The 19,601-nt window shown below is 60.4% G+C and carries 16 protein-coding genes; 7 read left to right on the forward strand and 9 right to left on the reverse strand.

Annotation, left to right across the window (positions count from 1 at the left end):
• Window position 1 precedes the first annotated feature (1 nt).
• The 3 genes from HX803_RS00935 to gpmI form a co-directional block, all read right to left on the reverse strand.
• Window positions 2–1,318: a S41 family peptidase gene (locus HX803_RS00935; protein WP_178918546.1), complete on the reverse strand. Its 1,317-nt coding sequence runs from the start codon at window positions 1,316–1,318 to the stop codon at window positions 2–4.
• Between the two features lie 30 nt (window positions 1,319–1,348).
• Window positions 1,349–2,644: a murein hydrolase activator EnvC gene (locus HX803_RS00940; RefSeq protein ID WP_178918547.1), complete on the reverse strand. Its 1,296-nt coding sequence runs from the start codon at window positions 2,642–2,644 to the stop codon at window positions 1,349–1,351.
• A gap of 256 nt (window positions 2,645–2,900) precedes the next feature.
• Window positions 2,901–4,427 carry a 2,3-bisphosphoglycerate-independent phosphoglycerate mutase gene (gpmI, locus tag HX803_RS00945; protein ID WP_178918548.1) on the reverse strand — a complete coding sequence of 509 codons (1,527 nt, stop codon included), beginning with the start codon at window positions 4,425–4,427 and terminating at the stop codon, window positions 2,901–2,903.
• Between the two features lie 151 nt (window positions 4,428–4,578).
• Between gpmI and HX803_RS00950 the strand changes: the two genes are divergently transcribed.
• Genes HX803_RS00950 through secB form a run of 3 tightly spaced genes read left to right on the forward strand, consistent with a single transcriptional unit; the run spans window position 4,579 to window position 5,770 of the window.
• Window positions 4,579–4,992, forward strand: a complete 414-nt coding sequence (locus HX803_RS00950; protein ID WP_176997282.1) for a rhodanese-like domain-containing protein — start codon at window positions 4,579–4,581, stop codon at window positions 4,990–4,992.
• A 1-nt stretch (window position 4,993) separates the two neighbouring features.
• A complete protein-coding gene (grxC, locus tag HX803_RS00955; RefSeq protein ID WP_010213876.1) occupies window positions 4,994–5,248 on the forward strand; it encodes a glutaredoxin 3 in 255 nt (84 codons plus the stop codon).
• A 42-nt stretch (window positions 5,249–5,290) separates the two neighbouring features.
• Window positions 5,291–5,770, forward strand: a complete 480-nt coding sequence (gene secB / locus HX803_RS00960; RefSeq protein ID WP_012721755.1) for a protein-export chaperone SecB — start codon at window positions 5,291–5,293, stop codon at window positions 5,768–5,770.
• 120 nt (window positions 5,771–5,890) lie between these two features.
• Here secB and HX803_RS00965 read toward each other — a convergent pair whose 3' ends face one another.
• Complete coding sequence (locus HX803_RS00965; protein WP_016979127.1) at window positions 5,891–6,346, reverse strand: tRNA (cytidine(34)-2'-O)-methyltransferase; 456 nt, start codon at window positions 6,344–6,346, stop codon at window positions 5,891–5,893.
• Between HX803_RS00965 and HX803_RS00970 the strand changes: the two genes are divergently transcribed.
• Window positions 6,345–6,785: a hypothetical protein gene (locus HX803_RS00970; protein WP_178918549.1), complete on the forward strand. Its 441-nt coding sequence runs from the start codon at window positions 6,345–6,347 to the stop codon at window positions 6,783–6,785. The genes HX803_RS00965 and HX803_RS00970 overlap by 2 nt on opposite strands.
• 624 nt (window positions 6,786–7,409) lie before the next feature.
• Here HX803_RS00970 and ntrC read toward each other — a convergent pair.
• From ntrC to glnA, 4 genes are all read right to left on the reverse strand, one after another.
• The gene (gene ntrC, locus HX803_RS00975; protein WP_017529547.1) at window positions 7,410–8,846 is read right to left on the reverse strand and encodes a nitrogen regulation protein NR(I); all 1,437 of its coding nucleotides are present in this window, start codon (window positions 8,844–8,846) and stop codon (window positions 7,410–7,412) included.
• Entirely contained in the window at window positions 8,843–9,928 is a 1,086-nt protein-coding gene (gene glnL, locus HX803_RS00980; RefSeq protein ID WP_016979130.1) for a nitrogen regulation protein NR(II), read from the reverse strand. The genes ntrC and glnL overlap by 4 nt, the downstream gene beginning before the upstream one ends.
• Window positions 9,929–10,303: 375 nt before the next feature.
• A complete protein-coding gene (locus HX803_RS00985) occupies window positions 10,304–10,840 on the reverse strand; it encodes a chorismate mutase (protein WP_178918550.1) in 537 nt (178 codons plus the stop codon).
• Window positions 10,841–10,960: 120 nt separating this feature from the next.
• Entirely contained in the window at window positions 10,961–12,367 is a 1,407-nt protein-coding gene (gene glnA, locus HX803_RS00990; protein ID WP_024072899.1) for a glutamate--ammonia ligase, read from the reverse strand.
• A gap of 333 nt (window positions 12,368–12,700) precedes the next feature.
• Between glnA and thiI the strand changes: the two genes are divergently transcribed.
• Both thiI and typA read left to right on the forward strand, forming a co-directional pair.
• Complete coding sequence (thiI, locus tag HX803_RS00995) at window positions 12,701–14,155, forward strand: tRNA uracil 4-sulfurtransferase ThiI (RefSeq protein WP_178918551.1); 1,455 nt, start codon at window positions 12,701–12,703, stop codon at window positions 14,153–14,155.
• 139 nt (window positions 14,156–14,294) lie between these two features.
• Window positions 14,295–16,115: a translational GTPase TypA gene (typA, locus tag HX803_RS01000; protein ID WP_176997276.1), complete on the forward strand. Its 1,821-nt coding sequence runs from the start codon at window positions 14,295–14,297 to the stop codon at window positions 16,113–16,115.
• Window positions 16,116–16,349: 234 nt separating this feature from the next.
• Here typA and HX803_RS01005 read toward each other — a convergent pair whose 3' ends face one another.
• Window positions 16,350–16,784: a YkgJ family cysteine cluster protein gene (locus HX803_RS01005; RefSeq protein WP_176997275.1), complete on the reverse strand. Its 435-nt coding sequence runs from the start codon at window positions 16,782–16,784 to the stop codon at window positions 16,350–16,352.
• A gap of 235 nt (window positions 16,785–17,019) precedes the next feature.
• Between HX803_RS01005 and HX803_RS01010 the strand changes: the two genes are divergently transcribed.
• Entirely contained in the window at window positions 17,020–19,470 is a 2,451-nt protein-coding gene (locus HX803_RS01010) for a glycogen/starch/alpha-glucan phosphorylase (RefSeq protein WP_176997274.1), read from the forward strand.
• Window positions 19,471–19,601: the final 131 nt, after the last annotated feature.

Consider the following 19,601-nt stretch of genomic DNA (forward strand, 5'->3'; position numbering starts at 1 on the left):
ATCAACGGCTGCGGGTGATGCTCAAGCCCTTGAGCAGGCTCAGCGCCTGGGCCAGTTGGTAGTCGTCGTCCTGCGGCATCGGCTTGGCTTTGGTGCCGCTGCCGGTAGGCTGGTCGGCGCCACCGTTGCCATTGCCCAAGTGGCCTTGCAGGTCGGCCTCTTTGTAGAACTCGCTGTCGGCCTCGTTGGTGATCTTGGCCTTGCGCACTTCGATGTCCGGAACGATGCCCTGGGCCTGGATCGAGCGACCATTCGGCGTGTAGTACAGCGCCGTGGTGATCTTCAGTGCGCGATCGTTGTTCAGCGGCAACACGGTTTGTACCGAGCCTTTGCCGAAGCTGGTGGTGCCCATCAGCACGCCGCGTTTCTGGTCTTGCAGGGCGCCGGCAACGATTTCCGAAGCCGAGGCGCTGCCGCCGTTGATCAGCACGGCCAGTGGCACGCCTTCGCTGAGGTCATTGCCGGTGGCCGAGAAGCGCAGTTCGGAGTTGGCGATACGACCTTTTGTATAAACGATCAGGCCTTTGGTGATGAAGTGGTCGACCACTTCCACCGCGGCCTGCAGTACGCCGCCTGGGTTGTTACGCAGGTCGAGCACGATGCCGTTGAGCTTCTTGCCGTTGTCCTTGCGCAGCTTGGCCAGGGCCTTGGCCACTTCGTCGCCGGTCTTGACCTGGAACTGGGTGATGCGGATGTAGCCGTAGCCCGACTCCAGCAGCTGGCTCTTCACGCTCTTGACCGTGATGGTCGCGCGGGCCAGGGTCACGTCAAACGGGTTGCCGCCGTCGCGCACCAGGGTCAGGGTGATTTTCTGGCCGATCTTGCCGCGCATCTTGTCGACGGCTTCGGTCATGGTCTGGCCACGGGTCGGCTGGCCGTTGATCTTGACGATGAAGTCACCGGCCTGGATGCCAGCCTTGGACGCCGGGGTGTCATCGATCGGCGACACCACCTTGATGTTGCCGTCTTCGGAACCCACTTCAATGCCCAGGCCGCCGAACTCGCCGCTGGTGCTTTCCTGCAGCTCGGCGAAGTCTTCAGGCCCCAGGTAGGCGGAGTGCGGGTCAAGGTTGCTGAGCATGCCCTTGATGGCATTCTCCAGCAGGGTTTTGTCGTCTACAGGGTCGACATAGGCTGCCTTGATCCGGTCCATGACCTCGGCAAAGGTGCGCAGCTCGTCCAGCGGCAGCGGCGCCTTGGTGGTCGCTGCCGTGGCGGCAGGCGCAGCCGGTGCGGCCTGGTCGGCGAAAGCCAGAGGCGCGCCGATCACGAGGGCGATCGTCAGGGCCAGCGAAGTGAGGCGGGACAAATGCAGCATGTCGAACGAACTCCTAATGTAGATGCGGCCCTATCCTTGGGAACGGCACCATTGTGCAGGATCGCTCGGGCGACCCTGCTGACGAATAGCGAAGTACAGCGCCGGGGTGTCCTGGCCACCACTGTTACCCACAGTGGAGATGGATTCACCGGCTTTTACAACATCACCTGCCGACTTGAGTAAAGTCTGATTGTGGCCGTAAAGGCTCAAATAGCCATTACCGTGGTCAAGAATCACCAACAAACCGGCCCCGCGCAGCCAATCGGCAAACACCACGCGCCCACCGTGCACCGCATGAACCTGGCTGCCGGCAGCGGCGCTGATCATCACGCCGTCCCACTTGGCCCGGGTGTCATCGCCGCGGGTTTCACCAAAGCGTGCCAGTAATCGACCATCAACTGGCCATGGAAGTTTGCCGCGAGCTGAAGCAAAAGGGCCGCCGAAGGACTCGCCGCTGCTGGAAACCAGCGGGCCGGGCGCAGCATGTGCCGGTTTGCGGGGCGCCGGGGCATCCGAATTGGCTGCCAGCTCGGCCTCACGCTGGCGCTTTTTTTCGGCTTCCTGCTGGGCGATCAGCGCTTTTTGCCGCGCTTCTTCGGCCTCGCGTGCCTGGCGGGCCAGGGTTTCTTCGATGGTCTTGAGCACTTTGGCCAGGTCGGCCTGGTCCTGCTCGCGTGCCTGCAGCTTGGCGTCGCGGGCTTTTACGTCGTCGTTCAGCTTGGCCAGGGCCAGCTGGCGTTCCTTACGGACTTTGTCGAGCTGGTCGCGCTGGGTGTCGAGAGCGGTTTTCTGATCCAGCAGTTGCGACTGCTGGTCGGCGATTTCCTGCTCGACGTTGGCCAGTTGGCGCAGGGTTTCGTTGAAACCCTTCAATTGCGCCAGGCGCGCCTTGCTCAGGTAGTCGTAATAGGTGAGGGTGCGGGCGAATTTTTCCGGGTTCTGCTGGTTGAGCAGCAGCTTCAGGTATTCCTGGCGACCGCTCTGGTAGGCGGCGCGGGCCTGGATCGCGATCAGGCGTTGCTGTTCAACGCGTGCGCTCTGGAGTTTTTTTTTCTCAGCGTCGAGTCGCTCCAGTTCCGACTCGCTCTTCTTTAATTCTTTTTGTAGCTCCTGGACCTGCTTCTCGAGCTTGCCCATCTCGGTTTCCGTGCCGCGCAGGTCTTTCTGTACCCCGGATTTCTCTTCCTGGAGCTTGCCGAGCAGCTTTTTGAGCTCGGTAATGTCCTGACGCGTAGCGTCCAACTGTTGTTGGGTTTGTGCGCGCTCGTCGGCAAACGCCGGTTGGAGCAGGCAGACAAGAGCGAGGGTAATCAAGGCGCGAAGCATAGAGGCGGGCGACACCAGGGAAAGGGACGGCCTAGTATGCCCGCCAAGCGCGGCAAAAAAAATGCCCAATTCGGGCTGGGCCGCAAGATAGGTGCTGAGTGGCGGGGGTATGGCAAAAAGACATACTCAAAAGCGCCTCTTGACCTTGTGGGAGCTCGCTTGCCTGCGATGCGGACACCTCGGTGTTTCAGCGATACCGAGTTGACGCTATCGCAGGCAAGCCAGCTCCCACAGGGGCTCGCGGCGCTTGTGAGGGTTAAACCAGGATCGATGTACCGGTCATCTCGGCCGGCTTCTCCAGCCCCATCAGCTTCAGCATGGTCGGCGCCACATCTGCCAGCACACCGCCTTCGCGCACTTTCAGGTCGCGCTTGCCGACATAGATGAACGGTACCGGCTCGGTGGTGTGAGCGGTGTGGGCTTGGCCGGTGGACTCGTCGGACATCTGCTCGCAGTTACCGTGGTCGGCGGTGATCAGCGCTTCGCCGCCGACCTTTTCCAGGGCGTCGACAATACGGCCGACGCACGTGTCCAGGCACTCCACGGCCTTGATCGCGGCGTCCAGATTGCCGCTATGGCCGACCATGTCGCCGTTGGCGTAATTGACCACGATCACGTCATAGCGCTGGTTGTCGATGGCGTCGACGATCTTGTCGGTCACTTCCGGCGCGCTCATTTCTGGCTGCAGGTCGTAGGTGGCGACTTTTGGCGACGGGATCAGGATGCGCTCTTCGCCCGGGAACGGTTCTTCGCGCCCGCCGGAGAAGAAGAAGGTCACGTGGGCGTATTTCTCGGTTTCGGCGATGCGCAGCTGGGTCTTGCCGTTTTTCGCCAGGTAGTCGCCCAGTACGTTTTCCAGGCTGCCCGGGGCAAAAGCCGACGGGGCCGGGATGTTGGCGGCGTATTGGGTGAGCATCACGAACTCGACTTTCGGCTGGCGCGAGCGCTCGAAGTCCTTGAAACCGTCATCGACGAACACATGGCTCAGTTCGCGGGCGCGGTCGGCGCGGAAGTTCATGAACACCACGGCGTCGCCGTCTTCGACCTTCACCGGTTCGCCGATGGTGGTGGCCTTGACGAACTCATCGCTCTCGCCACGGGCGTAGGCGGCTTCCAGGCCTTGCTGGGCGGTGGCGGCGTTGAATTCGGCCTGGCCGTTGACGATCAGGTTGTAGGCCTGGGATACGCGGTCCCAGCGGTTGTCGCGGTCCATGGCGAAGTAGCGGCCGACCAGGCTGGCGATGCGGCCTTTGCCCAGCGCCGCGAACGTGGCGTCCAGCAGTTCGATGGACGATTGCGCGCTTTTTGGCGGCGTGTCACGGCCGTCGAGGAAGGCGTGCAGGTAGATCTTGTCGGCGCCGCGCTTGAAGGCCAGTTCGGCCATGGCGACCAGGTGGTCTTGGTGGCTATGGACGCCGCCGTCGGACAACAGGCCCATGAAGTGCACGGCCTTGCCAGCCGCAACTGCTTTATCTACCGCCGCGCAGATGGTCGGGTTCTCGAAGAACTCGCCGTCGCGGATGGCTTTGGTCACGCGGGTGAAGTCCTGATATACCACTCGTCCGGCGCCGAGGTTCATGTGGCCGACTTCCGAGTTGCCCATCTGGCCGTCGGGCAGGCCCACGTCCATGCCGGAACCGGAGATCAGGCCGTTGGGTACGCTGGCGGTCAGGCGGTCCAGTACCGGCTTGTTGGCCGCGTACACGGCGTTGTCGTGGTGGCTTTCACTGTGTCCGAAGCCATCGAGAATTATCAGGACCAAAGGTTTAGGCGTCGTAGTCATAGATCCTCTCGCGGCGGTAATAAAGGAAGACAATTGAAAAGGGAGTGGCAGTTTAAAGCGAAGTTCCGACGACGTCACCGCTTTACGGGGGTTGGCCCCCCCTGACGGCTGTGTATACTTACCGCCATTTTAACGCCCTGGAACCTCCTTGATGGTTGATCACCTGATTGCATTTGCCACTGCCCACTACCTGCTCGTGGGTGCCTTCGTCATCCTGCTGGCGCTGCTGATCGCTCATGAATTGAGCCGCGGTGGCCGCAGCCTGAGCACGGCGGAGCTGACCGCGCTGGTCAACAAGGATGAGGCCGTTGTCGTGGATATCCGCCCGGCCAAGGAATTCGCCACCGGCCATATCGTCGGTGCCCTGAACATTCCACAGGACAAGCTGATCGCGCGCCTGGCCGAGCTTGAAAAGCACAAGGCCAAGACCATCATCCTGGTCGACGCCCAAGGCCAGCACGCCGGCACCCATGCCCGCGAAATGCTCAAGACCGGTTTCACCGCCGCCAAACTATCTGGTGGTATCAGCAGCTGGCGCGCCGATAACCTGCCGCTGGTGAAGTGATATGAGCCAGGTTGTCGTGTATTCCAGCGATTGGTGCCCTTACTGCATGCGGGCCAAGGCCCTGCTGGAGAAAAAGGGCGTTGCCTTCGAAGAGATCAAGGTCGACGGCAAACCCCAGGTGCGTGCCGAAATGGCCCAGAAGGCGGGGCGCACGTCTGTGCCGCAGATCTGGATCGGCGCCAAGCACATCGGTGGTTGCGACGACCTGTTCGCCCTGGAGCGCGCCGGTAAACTCGATGCGCTGCTGCTCGTCTGACTCCTAAACCCTAAAAGACCCCAAGATCAAGAAGGATCTGCGATGACTGACCAACAGAACACCGAAGCAGCAGAAGCTCAAGGCCCACAGTTTTCGCTGCAGCGGATCTACGTGCGTGACCTGTCGTTCGAAGCGCCGAAAAGCCCGGCGATCTTCCGCCAGGAATGGACCCCAAGCGTTGCGCTGGACCTGAACACCCGTCAGAAAGCCCTGGAAGGTGACTTCCACGAAGTCGTGCTGACCCTGTCGGTGACCGTCAAGAACGGCGAAGAAGTGGCTTTCATCGCTGAAGTGCAACAGGCCGGTATCTTCCTGATCCAGGGCCTGGACGAAGCGTCCATGAGCCACACCCTGGGCGCGTTCTGCCCGAACATCCTGTTCCCGTATGCCCGTGAGACCCTGGACAGCCTGGTCACCCGTGGCTCGTTCCCTGCGTTGATGCTGGCTCCGGTGAACTTCGATGCCCTGTACGCTCAAGAGCTGCAGCGCATGCAACAGGAAGGTTCGTCGACGGTTCAGTAAGCCGACGATGTAAAAAATGTGGGAGCGGGCTTGCTCGCGAATGCGGTACTTCAGTCGACATCTTCATTGACTGACACACCGCTTTCGCGAGCAAGCCCGCTCCCACATTTGTTATGGGTGTTACTTGAAACCGAGTTGGCGCCAGCCCTCGTAGACGGCGACGGCTACGGTGTTGGACAGGTTCAGGCTGCGGCAGCCCTCGCGCATCGGCAAGCGCAGGCGATGGCCGTCGGGCAGGGCGTCCAGCACCTCGGCCGGCAGGCCACGGCTTTCCGGGCCGAAGAGGAAGGCGTCGCCTTCGGCAAAGCTGACATCATGGAACGGCTGCGAGCCCTTGGTGGTGAACGCGAACAGCCGTGGATGCCCCAGGCTTTCCAGGCAGCTGGCCAGGTCGGCATGGCGCTGGAGGGTGGCGTACTCGTGGTAGTCCAGCCCGGCGCGGCGCAGGCGCTTGTCGTCCATGTCGAAGCCCAGGGGCTCGATCAAATGCAGGTGGCAGCCACTGTTGGCGCACAGCCTGATAACGTTGCCGGTGTTCGGCGGAATTTCTGGTTGAAAAAGGATGACGTGAAACATGCACGGCTCCGAAGGTAAAGATGCGCTGCATTCTACCCCTGAAGACGACCCAAGGCCGAAGCTATTGCCACGAGTGATGGGCTCTTTGGCGATTGTGGGGCTGATGATCGGCTTGATGATCGGCCGCCTGACCACACCCGACCCCGTCGAACTGCAGCAGGTCGAGACGGCGGCGGATGGCGTGGTGGTGTGGTTCAACAGCGAACCCAAGCTGCACGGCGAGCATATCGACGGCACCGTGGCCTTGCTGTTCGACGCCCAGGGCAAGGCGGCCAGCGGGCAGCTCAAGGTCAATGACAAGGATGTGAATTGGCGTACCCGCAAGACCGATGGCGGCCTGCTGCTGAACCTGGTGGCGGCCCGGCCGTTGCGTGGAGCGTGGAAGGGGGAGAAGGTCGATGGCCGCTGGCGGCTGGAGATCCATCTCCAAGAGCAATAAAAGAGGGAATCCCCGGCCTGCCTGTACCAAGGTCCCCGAAACGGGCTGGGGCTATGGGCGCTGTGCCACATAAGCCCCGGGTGTAAAGAAGGGAGTTCCCGGCCTGCCTGTACCAGGGCTCCCAAAACGGGGTGAAGCCTTCAAGGCTTCGGTGTTAAAGAGGGAATCCCCGGCCTGCCTGTACCGAGGTTCCCCAAAGCGGTGTGGAGCGCGACGCGGTTCGCATCAAGCACCCCGGGTGTAAAGAGGGGATTCTCGGCCTGCCTGTACCAAGGTCCCCGAAACTGGGTTGTACAAGGGTTATTGCAGGGCGCGTGCCAGAGTGGCCGAGCTGTGCCAAAAAAATTCTACAGAAAGCGCAAAGCCCCGGAATACGGGGCTTTGGTGTTTTTGGATTTCAGGAATTTTTCCGCATCGCGGGACTTTCAGGGAGTGGATCCGTGCCCGATGCTAGTTCATGGTGCATTGAAGCGGTGCACGGTCATGGCGCCCTGTGCAGATCCAAATGTGGGAGCGGGCTTGCTCGCGAATGCGGTATATCAGGCACAGATGTTCTGTCTGAGCCACCGCATTCGCGAGCAAGCCCGCTCCCACATTAGATTTCCAGCAATTCAGAAATTGGGGTCAGGCTTCATCGCCCTCGTCATCATCCCCACCATCAACCTTCATCCCCAATTCCTTGATCTTGCGCGTCAAGGTGTTGCGGCCCCAGCCCAGCAGCACGGCGGCGTCGCGGCGGCGACCTGCGGTGTGTTTGAGCGCGGTCTCGATCATGATCCGCTCGAACGCCGGTACGGCGCTGTCCAGCAGATTCGATTGGCCGCGCGCCAGGGCCTGGTCGGCCCATTGGCGCAGGGCCTGCTCCCAGTTGGTCACCGGTGCCGAATCCTGCGGCAGGCTCAGCAGCTCGGGCGGCAGGTCACTGATGTGCACTTCGCGCCCGGACGCCATCACCGTGATCCAGCGGCAGGTGTTCTCCAGTTGGCGCACGTTGCCGGGCCATGGCAGGTTCTTCAGGTACTCCTCGGTCTCGCTTTTCAGCAGCTTCGGCTCCACGGCCAGCTCTTGGGCGGCGCGGCTGAGGAAGTGGCGGGCGAGGGTCGGGATGTCTTCGCGACGGTCCGACATACGCGGAATATGGATGCGGATCACATTAAGGCGGTGGAACAAGTCCTCGCGGAACTTGCCGGCGTGCACCAGGGTTTCCAGGTTCTGGTGGGTCGCGGCGATGATGCGCACGTCCACCTTGACCGGTGTGTGCCCGCCCACGCGATAGAACTCGCCGTCAGCCAGTACACGCAGCAGGCGCGTCTGAGTGTCGGCTGGCATGTCGCCGATTTCATCGAGGAACAAGGTGCCGCCGTCGGCCTGCTCAAAACGCCCACGGCGCAGGTTGGCCGCACCGGTGAAGGCGCCTTTTTCATGGCCGAACAGCTCGGACTCCATCAAGTCCTTGGGAATTGCCGCCATGTTCAGCGCGATAAACGGCGAGGCCGCCCGTGGGCTGTGGCGATGCAGGGCGTGGGCCACCAGCTCTTTACCGGTGCCCGACTCGCCGTTGATCAGCACGGTGATGTTGGAATGGCTCAAACGCCCGATGGCGCGAAACACTTCCTGCATCGCCGGCGCTTCGCCGATGATTTCCGGGGTGCGGGTCAGGGTCGGCGGCGCTTCCTGGTTCTGCTGTTCCTGGGCGTGCTGGTTGGCGCGTTTGACCAGTGCCACCGCCTCGTCCACGTCGAACGGCTTGGGCAGGTATTCAAAGGCGCCACCCTGGTAGGATGCGACAGCGCTGTCCAGGTCCGAGTGCGCGGTCATGATGATCACCGGCAAGCGTGGGTGCTGCTCGCGGATGCGCGCCAGCAAGTCCAGGCCACTGGCGCCGGGCATGCGGATATCGGAGATGATCACATCCGGTTGCTGACGCGCCAGGCGGCTCATCACCCCATCGGCGCTGTCGAAGCTCTGGGTGGTCATGCCTTCCTGTTGCAAGGCTTTCTCGAGGACCCAGCGGATAGAACGGTCGTCATCGACGATCCAGACAGTTTCACTACGGCTCATGTCGATGGGGCTCCTTGTTCCAGAGGCAGAAAGATCGAGAAGGTGGTGTGGCCAGGATGGCTCTCACATTCGATCAGACCCTGGTGCTGGCTGATGATGTTCTGGGTAATGGCCAGGCCCAGCCCGGTGCCATCCGGGCGGCCGCTGACCATGGGAAAGAAGATGGTTTCCTGAAGTTCCGCAGGAATGCCCGGACCGTTGTCGATGATCTCGACCTTGGTCACCAGGCGATGGCGTACATGGCCAATGGTGAACTGGCGCAGGGCGCGGGTGCGCAGGCTGATGCGGCCCAGGCGCAGCTCGTTCTGGCTGCTGATGGCCTGCATGGCGTTGCGCACGATGTTGAGCACCGCCTGGATCATCTGTTCGCGGTCGATCAAGACATCGGGAATGCTCGGGTCATAGTCGCGCACCAAGGTGATGCAGCCCTGGCTTTCGGCCTCCACCAACTGGCAGACGCGTTCGAGCACTTCGTGCACGTTGGTCATCGCCAGCGACGGCAACTTGTTGGAACCGAGCATGCGGTCCACCAGGTTACGCAGGCGGTCGGCTTCCTCGATGATGACGTTGGTGTAGTCCTTGAGATTCTCGTCGGGCAGCTCGCGGGCCAGCAATTGCGCCGCGCCACGGATGCCTCCCAGCGGGTTCTTGATTTCATGGGCCAGGCCGCGCACCAGCATCTTGCTGGTCTCCTGCTTGGACAACTGCGCTTCCTCCTTGGTGATGCGCAGCAGGCGGTCGCGGGGGTGCACTTCCAGCAGCAGCAGGGTGGCGCCGTTGCTCAGGATGGGGGTCACGGCGTAGTCGACGGTCAACGTCTGGCCGGTAAGGGCCGTGAGCATCGCCTCGCGCTTGGTGAACGGGTGTGCCTGCTCCACCGCCTGGCGCAGCGAGCTCAAGGCCTCGGCCGACTCGGTGAACAATTCGCTGATGAACTGCCCATGGCTGCGCTGGCCGCTGATGGCCAGGAGCATCTCCGCCGCCGGGTTCATGTACTCAAGACGCAGGTCGTCATTGAGCAGGATGGTCGCGGTGGTCAGGTTGTCGAGTAGCAAACGGTGCAGTGCATCGCTGATGGTCATCAGGACCTCTTTTGGAGCAAGGCGCGGGCTTCGGGCACACGCTGATACAAGGAAAATGCAAAAACCAAACCAAGGCTCCGAAAAGAAGCGCGAAACCCCTGAAATGGGGGTTTTAGGCGCGAAACTGTGGCGTTCTGCCAGCTTGCTCGTGAAGTTTCGAACCAAAATGGGCTGAGTCGATGGGAAGGGTGCAGCCTGTCGCACCAATATAGTGCGGTTTTGTGAAGGTTGTTCAGGAAGCACCTGAATGAGCGCAATTCAAATGTGGGAGCGGGCTTGCTCGCGAATACGGTACTTCAGTCGACATCTTCATTGACTGATGCGCCGCTTTCGCGAGCAAGCCCGCTCCCACAGTTTTGATGGGGTTTGCAGGCTCTAGCCTTTGTGGATGCACAGCTCGGCGGTGGCGCGGATCATCGCCAGTTGTTGCATGGGCTCGTTCAGCGGTTCGTGGACGGCCTGCGCCAGCCACTGCGGGCACTGAGGGTCGGTGCGTTGCGGGGTGAAGTCCGCCAATTGCTGGAGCAGGCGTTTTTGCAGTTCGTCGAGGCGGGGGCGAATCTGCTTCACCAAGTCCGGGCGTGGATCGTCGGGCGCCTTGCCCTGGAACTGCCAGTCGGACAGCAGGGTGTACTGCACCAGTTTGTTGGCTTCGATCTGCGCCGAGAAAAACTGCTCGGCGGCAGCAGGGCTCAGTTTGTAGCTCGGTGCCTGGGTGGCAGCACTGGCGATCACCTCTTGTTCGCGCGTCTTGTCCTCCACGGGCTTGTGGCTGTCCCATTTGCTCAGGGCGACCTGTTCGGCGATCTGCAGGCGTTCGGCGATGCTGTTGAGCAGGGGGTCGAGCGTGGGTGGCGCAGCGTGGGCGCTGGCACTGGCAAATAGCAGGGCAAATAAGAGTCGACGTTTCAACGGTGATCTCCTGATGGGAGGGCGCCAGCCCTCTTTTATAGTGTTCAAAAAGCCTGGGCAAAAAAAAGACCTCCCGAAGGAGGCCTTTCTTGTCACGCTACGTCAAGTAGCGCTACTGGATTAGCAGCTGTAGTACAGCTCGTATTCCAGTGGGTGTACGAAGGTGCGTACTTTGATTTCTTCTTCGCTTTTCAGCTCGATGTAGGCATCGATGAAGTCGTCGCTGAATACGCCGCCTTTGGTCAGGAACGCACGGCCCTTGTCCAGCTCTTCCAGGGCTTCTTTCAGGCTGCCGCACACTTGTGGGATCTCTTTGGCCTCTTCAGGCGGCAGGTCGTACAAGTTTTTGTCGGCGGCATCGCCAGGGTGGATCTTGTTCTGGATACCGTCCAGACCCGCCATTACCAGGGCAGCGAAGGCCAGGTATGGGTTGGCTGCTGGATCCGGGAAGCGGGCTTCGATACGGCGAGCGCGAGGGCTGGACACGTAAGGAATACGGATCGAGGCGGAGCGGTTACGCGCCGAGTAGGCCAGCATTACCGGTGCTTCGAAACCTGGGACCAGACGCTTGTAGGAGTTGGTCGACGGGTTGGTGAAGCCGTTCAGGGCCTTACCGTGCTTGATGATACCGCCGATGAAGTACAGGGCAGTGTCGGACAGGCCGGCATAACCTTCGCCAGCGAAGGTGTTTTTGCCTTCTTTAGCGATGGACAGGTGAACGTGCATACCCGAACCGTTATCGCCGTACAGAGGCTTAGGCATGAAGGTAGCGGTACGGCCGTAGGCATCAGCCACGTTGTGTACGCAGTACTTCAGGGTCTGAACTTCGTCAGCCTTGGCAACCAGGGTGTTGAACTTCACGCCGATTTCGTTCTGGCCGGCAGTCGCCACTTCGTGGTGGTGAACTTCGATGACCAGGCCCATTTCTTCCATGGCGTTGCACATGGAGGTACGGATTTCGTGGTCGTGGTCGAACGGCGGAACTGGGAAGTAGCCACCTTTGATACCTGGACGGTGGCCTTTGTTGCCGCCTTCCACGTCCTGGTCGGACATCCACGAACCTTGTTCGGAGAAGATCTTGAACATGGAACCGGAGATGTCGGACTTGAACTTGACCGAATCAAAGATGAAGAATTCTGGCTCTGGGCCTACGAATACAGTGTCGCCGATACCGGTCGACTTCAGGTATTCCTCGGCACGCTTGGCGATCGCACGTGGGTCGCGGTCGTAGCCTTGCATGGTCGAAGGCTCGATCACGTCGCAGACGATGATCAGGGTTGGGTCTTCGGTGAACGGGTCGAGCACGGCAGTGCTGTCGTCCGGCATCAGGATCATGTCGGAAGCTTCGATGCCTTTCCAGCCAGCGATGGAGGAGCCGTCGAACATTTTGCCTTCTTCGAAGAAAGCATCATCCAGCGCGTCGCGAGCCGGCATGGTCACGTGGTGCTGAGTACCTTTGGTGTCCGTGAAGCGCAGATCAATCCATTTAACGTCATGATCTTTGATGAGTTGAACCGACTTCGACATGGTGTCCTCCGGGTGGCTTCGGGCTGGGTAGTGGAGTTAGCCCTTAGAATGTGGGTGATGCCGGCGCGGATACTCCGCCAAGGCAACCTGCCTCACAAGGGAGCAAATTGCATGCCAGTGCGCCAACATGGCCTTTTTGCCTCAAAATGGCCCCTATAACGGTGCAATCCGCTGAAACGGAAAAAATAACGCACTGCAATGTAGCGTTAATTCGTGAAAATGACCTGTTTTGGTGCGCTCAACCTGTTGTGCATATTAACTGGTTAAACCTTGAGCGATTTCCGCTATAATCCGCGCCCCCCTTTTTCAGCAGGCCCGGCGCGCGCTGTTTCCATGAAATTAATCGTTAAAGTCTTCCCCGAGATCACCATCAAGAGCCGACCGGTACGGACGCGTTTCATCCGTCAATTGGCCAAGAACATCCGTGCCGTGCTCCGAGACCTGGACCCGGCTGTGGTGGTGAACGGTGTGTGGGACAACCTCGAGCTGGAAACCCGCATTACCGACGCCAAAGCCTTGAAGGACATGACCGAGCGCCTGAGCTGCATGCCGGGCATCGCGCATTTCCTGCAGGTGGATGAGTACGCGCTGGGCGACTTCGACGACATCACCGAGAAGTGCAAGCAGCACTACGGTGACTCGCTGACCGGCAAGATCTTTTCGGTGCGCTGCAAGCGCGCCGGCAAGCACCCGTTCAGCTCCATGGACGTCGAAAAATACGTCGGCAGCAAGCTGCGTCGCGAGTGCGGCGCGGCAGGAATCTCGCTGAAAACGCCGGAAATCGAAGTCCGTATCGAAATTCGCGACCAACGGTTGTTTGTGATCCACAGCCAGCACAACAGCATCGGCGGCTACCCGCTGGGCGCCCTGGAACAGACCCTGGTACTCATGTCCGGCGGTTTCGATTCCACGGTGGCGGCCTACCAGATCATGCGCCGTGGCCTGATGAGCCACTTCTGCTTCTTTAACCTGGGCGGGCGTGCACACGAATTGGGCGTGATGGAAGTTGCGCACTTTATCTGGAAGAAATACGGCAGCTCCCAACGCGTGCTATTTGTGAGCGTACCGTTCGAGGAAGTGCTGGGAGAAATTCTCGGTAAAGTCGATAACGGTCATATGGGCGTAGTATTGAAGCGTATGATGTTGCGCGCGGCGTCGAGCATTGCCGACCGCCTGCACATCGATGCGCTGGTGACCGGTGAAGCGATCTCCCAGGTGTCCAGCCAGACGCTGCCCAACCTGTCGATCATCGATTGCGTCACCGAGAAGCTGGTCTTGCGCCCGCTGATCGCCAGCCACAAGCAGGACATCATCGACTTGGCAGAAGAAATCGGCACCGCCGACTTTGCCAAGCACATGCCTGAGTACTGCGGGGTCATTTCGGTGAACCCCAAGACCCACGCCAAGCGTTACCGCGTGGAGCATGAAGAGAAAGAATTCGACATGGCGATCCTGGAGCGTGCGCTCGAGAACGCCAAGCTGGTCCCGATCGATCGCGTGATCGACGAGTTGGGCCAGGATGTGAAGATCGAAGAAGTCAGCGAAGCCCTGGCCGGCCAGATCGTCATCGACATCCGTCACCCGGATGCCGCTGAAGATGAGCCACTGGAAATCGCTGGCATCGACGTGCAAACGCTGCCGTTCTACGCACTGAACGCGCGTTTCAAGGAACTGGATAACAGCCGTCAGTACCTGCTGTATTGCGACAAAGGCGTGATGAGTCGCCTGCATGCCCACCATTTGCTCAGTGAGGGGCATGCCAATGTGCGCGTTTATCGACCGAGCTAAGAGCCCGGGGCTGTTTGCCTGTGGCCTGCGTCACCGGCCCCCCGACTCTGCCGTCAAGCTGTAACGGCAAGGCCTGACTCTACTGTTAATCGCTGCCACGACCTGTCAGCACACCGAATCCTCTGATCGAGATACACAAGTGATCGAAAATCTACGTAACATCGCCATCATTGCTCACGTTGACCATGGTAAAACCACCCTGGTAGACAAACTCCTGCGTCAATCCGGCACCCTGGAGCGCAACGAGCTCAACGACGAGCGCGTGATGGACTCCAACGACCAGGAAAAAGAGCGCGGTATTACCATCCTGGCAAAAAACACCGCTATCAACTGGAACGGCTACCACATCAACATCGTGGACACCCCGGGCCACGCCGACTTCGGCGGCGAAGTAGAACGCGTCATGTCGATGGTTGACTCCGTTCTGCTGCTGGTTGACGCTCAAGACGGCCCTATGCCGCAAACCCGTTTCGTGACCAAGAAGGCGTTCGAAGCCGGCCTGCGCCCGATCGTGTGCATCAACAAGGTTGACCGTCCAGGCGCGCGTCCGGACTGGGTTCTGGACCAGATCTTCGACCTGTTCGACAACCTGGGTGCCACCGAAGAACAGCTGGACTTCAAAGTCGTCTACGCCTCGGCCCTGAACGGCATTGCCGGTCTGGACCACACCGACATGGCTGAAGACATGACCCCGCTGTACCAGTCGATCGTCGACAACGTACCAGCACCGGCTGTTGACCGTGACGGCGCGTTCCAGATGCAGATCTCCGCTCTGGACTACAACAGCTTCCTGGGTGTTATCGGCGTTGGCCGTATCGCTCGTGGTCGCGTCAAGCCGAACACCCCGGTTGTCGCTATCGGCGCTGACGGCAAGAAGCGCAACGGTCGTATCCTGAAGCTGATGGGTCACCACGGTCTGCACCGTGTAGACGTTGAAGAAGCAGCTGCTGGCGACATCGTGTGCATCAGCGGTATGGACTCGCTGTTCATCTCCGACACCCTGTGCCACCCGGACACCGTCGAGGCCATGAAGCCTCTGACCGTTGACGAGCCAACCGTTTCCATGACCTTCCAGGTAAACGACTCGCCTTTCTGCGGTAAAGAAGGCAAGTTCGTGACCTCCCGTAACATCAAGGAGCGTCTGGACAAAGAGCTGCTGTACAACGTTGCTCTGCGCGTTGAAGAAGGCGACTCGGCTGACAAGTTCAAGGTTTCCGGCCGTGGTGAGCTGCACCTCTCGGTACTGATCGAAACCATGCGTCGCGAAGGCTTCGAAATGGGCGTTGGTCGTCCAGAAGTGATCATCCGTCAAGTTGATGGCGTGAAGCAGGAACCGTTCGAAAACGTCACTATCGACACCCCGGAAGAATCCCAGGGCAAGGTGATGGAAGAGATGGGTCTGCGTAAAGGCGACCTGACCAACATGGTGCCGGATGGCAAAGGCCGTGTACGTCTGGAATACAACATCCCTGCTCGTGGTCTGATCGGTTTCCGTAACCAGTTCCTGACCCTGACCAACGGTGCTGGCATCCTGACCTCGATCTTCGATCGCTACGACACCATGAAGTCCGGCGACATGTCCGGCCGTCAGAACGGTGTTCTGGTATCGGTAGAAACCGGCAAGGCACTGACCTACTCCCTGGAAACCCTCCAGGCGCGTGGCAAGCTGTTCGTTGAACACGGTCAAGAGATCTACAACGGTCAGATCGTTGGTCTGAACAGCCGTGACAACGACATGGGCGTCAACCCAACCAAAGGCAAGAAGCTCGACAACATGCGTGCTTCGGGTAAAGACGAAACCATCGCTCTGGTTCCACCTGTTCGCTTCACCCTGGAACAGGCTCTGGAATTCATCCAGGACGACGAGCTGTGCGAAGTGACGCCTAAGTCGATCCGCCTGCGTAAGAAGATCCTGGACGAAGGCGAGCGTACCCGCGCTGCCAAGAAAGCCAAGAACTGAGTTAACTCAGGCTGAATGAAAAACGCCCCCGGTCGAAAGGCCGGGGGCGTTTTTTTGTGCCTGGATTCTCTGCGCCGCGGGCTCTTGTAGTGAGCGCGCTTGCCCCGCGCTGGGTGGCGAAGCCGCCCTAAATCCAGACACCTCGGTGTTTCAGTCAGACCGAGGCGCATGGTCTTGGGGCGGCTTCGCCACCCAGCGCGGGGCAAGCCCGCTCACTACAGGTTTGGCTTTGGATCAGAATTTATCGAGTGTGCGCAAATTGGTCTCGCGCACCACTTCCTTCGGCTTGTACGCGCAATACCCCGGGCGTGGCCCGATTTTCGGGTGGTTGCGGCATGTGTCCGGGCGCTTGTCATAAATAGTGCAGAAGCGCGTCTTACGATCCAGATACAGGCAATCGTTGTTGCTCATGCGCTGCAGGGTAAAGATCTCGGACTTGGAATTGAAACGCTCGACGATGCCTTCCTTCTGCAAACGCTTGGCGATGTTCTTCGGTGGGTCACCACGCTCGAACTCATCGACGATGCCAATGCGGATCAGGTCTTTGATCTTCACTTCCACCGGAAGCGTGCAGCAGCTGGACACGCAGCCCCCACACATGTGGGCGGAGTATTTCTGCCAAGTCTCGAGACGGTCGAGTTCCGCGGCGGCGATCAGTTGAGGCTTCATCAGGGTTCCAAGGTGGGGCGTTATCCGGGCGCGCGATCATACCGGGATTGGTGGTTTTTTGAACAATATTTTGCGGATTTCCGCTGCAAGACGGCGTGAACGGTGATCGGGCACGAGCCCTGCATCTAAAACCCCAAAGGTAAATGCGTTAAAAAAGTGCCGAACCAGAGCGTCTACCGTCTGTCAGACCGACTAGGCTCTAGCCACTCCTTCTATCTCGCCCGAGGTCGCACCGATGTCTCAGGAACCGCTTGCACGAGAAGCAGAGGTAGCCGCATTTCGCGATGCCGTCTTGACCAAACTCACCTACGCGGTGGGCAAGGACCCGGATCACGCCTTCGACCACGACTGGTTCGAAGCCATTGCCCTGGCCGCGCGCGACCAGATGGTCGACCACTGGATGAACCATACGCGGCATATCTACCGCAAAGGTCAGAAGCGGGTTTATTACCTTTCCCTGGAATTCCTGATTGGCCGCCTGCTCTACGACAGCCTGAGCAACCTGGGTGTGCTGGAAATCGCACGCGACGCCCTGTCCGAGCTGGGCGTGGACCTGGAGCGCATCCGCTTGCTGGAGCCCGACGCGGCGCTCGGCAACGGGGGGCTGGGCCGCCTGGCGGCGTGCTTCATGGAAAGCATGTCGACCCTGGGCATTGCCGGCCACGGTTATGGCATTCGCTATGAGCATGGTTTGTTCCGCCAGGCGATTGTTGATGGCTGGCAGCAAGAGCAGACCGAGCGCTGGCTGGATTTCGGCAACCCGTGGGAGTTCGAGCGGGCTGAAGTGATCTACCCGATCGGCTTTGGCGGCAGTGTCGAGACCAAGGCCGATGCCTCGGGCAAGATGATCCAGGTGTGGACGCCCAACGAAACCGTGCGCGCGGTGGCCTATGACACCCCGGTGGTCGGCTGGCGCGGCGCAAGCGTCAACACCTTGCGCCTGTGGCGTGCCCGGGCCGTGGAAGACCTGCACCTGGAGCGCTTCAACGCCGGTGACCACCTGGGCGCCGTCGCCGAAGTGGCCCGTGCCGAAAGCATCTCCCGGGTGCTTTACCCGGCCGACAGCACCGAAGCAGGGCAGGAACTGCGCCTGCGCCAGGAATACTTTTTCGTCGCCGCCTCCCTGCAAGACCTGCTGCGCCGCCACAAGAACATGCACGGCTCGGTGCTGAGCCTGGGCGAGCACGCCGCAATCCAGCTTAACGACACCCACCCGTCCATCGCCGTGGCCGAGTTGATGCGCCAACTGGTGGACCTGCACGACATCCCGTGGGAAGCCGCGTGGGACGTCACCGTTGAGACCCTTTCCTACACCAACCACACGCTCTTGCCCGAAGCCCTGGAAACCTGGCCGGTCGGCTTGATGGAGCGCATGTTGCCGCGGCACATGCAGATCATTTACCTGATCAACGCCCAGCACATTGACTCGCTGCGGGCCAAAGGCATCCACGATTTTGACGTGCTGCGCGCCGTGTCGCTGATCGAAGAAGATAACGGCCGCCGCGTGCGTATGGGCAACCTGGCGTTTCTTGGCTCCCATAGCGTCAACGGCGTGTCCGGTTTGCACACCCAGTTGATGCGCAGCACGGTGTTCTCCGAACTGCACAAGCTGTACCCGGAGCGCATCAACAACAAAACCAACGGCATCACCTTCCGTCGTTGGCTGTACCAGGCCAACCCCAAGCTCACCGACATGTTGGTGGAAGCGTTGGGCCCGGACATCCTCGACAAGCCCGAGCAACGCCTGGTGGAGCTGGAGCCGTTCGCCGAGAAACAGGCGTTCCGCAAAGCCTTCGCCGAACAGCGCCTGCACAGCAAGCGTGCCCTGGCAGACATCATCCACGAGCGCCTGGGCATCTCAGTGAACCCGGCGGCGATGTTCGACGTGCAGGTCAAGCGTATCCACGAGTACAAACGCCAGCTGCTCAACCTGCTGCACACCGTGGCGCTGTACCAGGCCATCCGCGCCGAGCCCGGCACCGACTGGGTGCCACGGGTGAAGATTTTCGCCGGCAAGGCCGCGGCCAGTTATCACCAGGCGAAGTTGATCATCAAGCTGACCAACGACATCGCGCGCACCGTTAACAACGACCCGACCGTGCGCGGGTTGCTCAAGGTGGTGTTCCTGCCCAACTACAACGTCAGCCTGGCGGAGAGCATCATTCCCGCCGCCGACTTGTCGGAGCAGATCTCCACCGCAGGCTTCGAGGCCTCGGGCACCAGCAACATGAAGTTCGGCCTCAACGGCGCGCTGACCATCGGCACCATGGACGGCGCCAACGTGGAGATGCACGAGCGCGTCGGTGCCGAACACATGTTCATCTTCGGCCTGAGCGCTCAACAAGTGGAGGCGCGCAAGCACGCCGGCGAGTTCAATGCCGGGCCGGACATCGCGGCCTCCCATCGCCTCAATGATGTGTTGCAGGCGATCCGTGGCGGGGTGTTCTCGCCGGATGATCCGGGCCGCTACGTGGGCCTGATCGACGGGCTGATCGATTACGACCGTTTCCTGGTGTGTGCCGACTTCGATTCGTACTGGGACGCCCAGGCACGGGTCGAAGCGCATTGGCACGACTCCAAGGCGTGGTGGCGTTCGGCGGTGTTGAATACGGCGCGGATGGGGTGGTTCAGCTCGGACCGCACCATTCGCGAATACGCGACCGAGATCTGGAAAGCCCTCGACTGACCACCGCAATACCGAAATGTGGGAGCGGGCTTGTGTGGGAGCGGGCTTGCTCGCGAAGACGGCGTGTCAGGCAACTCATCTGTTACTGACCCACCGCTTTCGCGAGCAAGCCCGCTCCCACACAAGTCTCC

Source organism: Pseudomonas sp. P7548, assembly GCF_013386585.1.
Classification (GTDB): domain Bacteria; phylum Pseudomonadota; class Gammaproteobacteria; order Pseudomonadales; family Pseudomonadaceae; genus Aquipseudomonas.

Bases quoted from the DNA above. Each gene is read 5' to 3' on its own strand.
- thiI (WP_178918551.1), top strand. From the start codon at position 12,701: ATGAAATTAATCGTTAAAGTCTTCCCCGAGATCACCATCAAGAGCCGA.
- HX803_RS00965 (WP_016979127.1), bottom strand. From the start codon at position 6,346: ATGTTTCACGTCATCCTTTTTCAACCAGAAATTCCGCCGAACACCGGC.
- HX803_RS00940 (WP_178918547.1), bottom strand. From the start codon at position 2,644: ATGCTTCGCGCCTTGATTACCCTCGCTCTTGTCTGCCTGCTCCAACCG.
- glnA (WP_024072899.1), bottom strand. From the start codon at position 12,367: ATGTCGAAGTCGGTTCAACTCATCAAAGATCATGACGTTAAATGGATT.
- HX803_RS00950 (WP_176997282.1), top strand. From the start codon at position 4,579: ATGGTTGATCACCTGATTGCATTTGCCACTGCCCACTACCTGCTCGTG.
- ntrC (WP_017529547.1), bottom strand. From the start codon at position 8,846: ATGAGCCGTAGTGAAACTGTCTGGATCGTCGATGACGACCGTTCTATC.
- secB (WP_012721755.1), top strand. From the start codon at position 5,291: ATGACTGACCAACAGAACACCGAAGCAGCAGAAGCTCAAGGCCCACAG.
- HX803_RS01010 (WP_176997274.1), top strand. From the start codon at position 17,020: ATGTCTCAGGAACCGCTTGCACGAGAAGCAGAGGTAGCCGCATTTCGC.
- HX803_RS00935 (WP_178918546.1), bottom strand. From the start codon at position 1,318: ATGCTGCATTTGTCCCGCCTCACTTCGCTGGCCCTGACGATCGCCCTC.
- glnL (WP_016979130.1), bottom strand. From the start codon at position 9,928: ATGACCATCAGCGATGCACTGCACCGTTTGCTACTCGACAACCTGACC.
- HX803_RS00970 (WP_178918549.1), top strand. From the start codon at position 6,345: ATGCACGGCTCCGAAGGTAAAGATGCGCTGCATTCTACCCCTGAAGAC.
- HX803_RS01005 (WP_176997275.1), bottom strand. From the start codon at position 16,784: ATGAAGCCTCAACTGATCGCCGCCGCGGAACTCGACCGTCTCGAGACT.
- gpmI (WP_178918548.1), bottom strand. From the start codon at position 4,427: ATGACTACGACGCCTAAACCTTTGGTCCTGATAATTCTCGATGGCTTC.
- grxC (WP_010213876.1), top strand. From the start codon at position 4,994: ATGAGCCAGGTTGTCGTGTATTCCAGCGATTGGTGCCCTTACTGCATG.